This window comes from Polyangium sp. 6x1 (assembly GCF_029946515.1).
Lineage (GTDB): Bacteria > Myxococcota_A > Polyangia > Polyangiales > Polyangiaceae > Polyangium.
Map to the genome: position 1 here is coordinate 1 of NZ_JARZHH010000184.1, position 580 is coordinate 580.

Below are 580 nucleotides of genomic sequence, written 5' to 3' on the forward strand. Positions count from 1 at the left end.
GCCCGCCGGAGCACGCGCTCGTGCTGTCGGTCGACGAAAAGTCGCAGATCCAGGCGCTCGATCGGACACAGCCGCTCCTGCCGATGCGGCCAGGCCAGGCGGAGCGTCGCACCTACGATTACAAGCGGCACGGGACGACGTCGCTGTTCGCGGCGCTGGATGTGAAGTCAGGCAGGGTGATCGGCCAACTGCACCGCAGGCACCGGACGCAGGAGTTTTTGGCATTCTTGAGGATGATCGAGAGCAAGGTCCCGAAGGAGCAAGAGGTCCACCTGATCCTCGACAACTACGGCACGCACAAGACGCAGCCGGTGAAGCGCTGGTTGCTCAAGCATCCACGCTTTCACCTGCACTTCACGCCCACAAGCGCATCTTGGCTGAACCTCGTCGAGCGTTTCTTCGCAGAGCTGACCGAAAAGCAGCTCCGTCGCGGCGTTCATCGCAGCGTCCGCGAGCTCGAAGAGGCCATCGTCGCCCACATCGAGGCCCACAACACCGCCGGCAAGGCCTTCGTGTGGACCAAGTCGGCGGATGAGATCCTCGAACGGGTAGCGGCTGCTTGTGAACGTATTTCTAACTC

The 580-nt window shown here is 62.4% G+C and carries 1 protein-coding gene; it reads left to right on the forward strand.

The features are described from left to right. On the forward strand, window positions 1-580 hold a 580-nt coding region (locus tag QHF85_RS49740), incomplete at both ends, for an IS630 family transposase (RefSeq protein ID WP_281334583.1).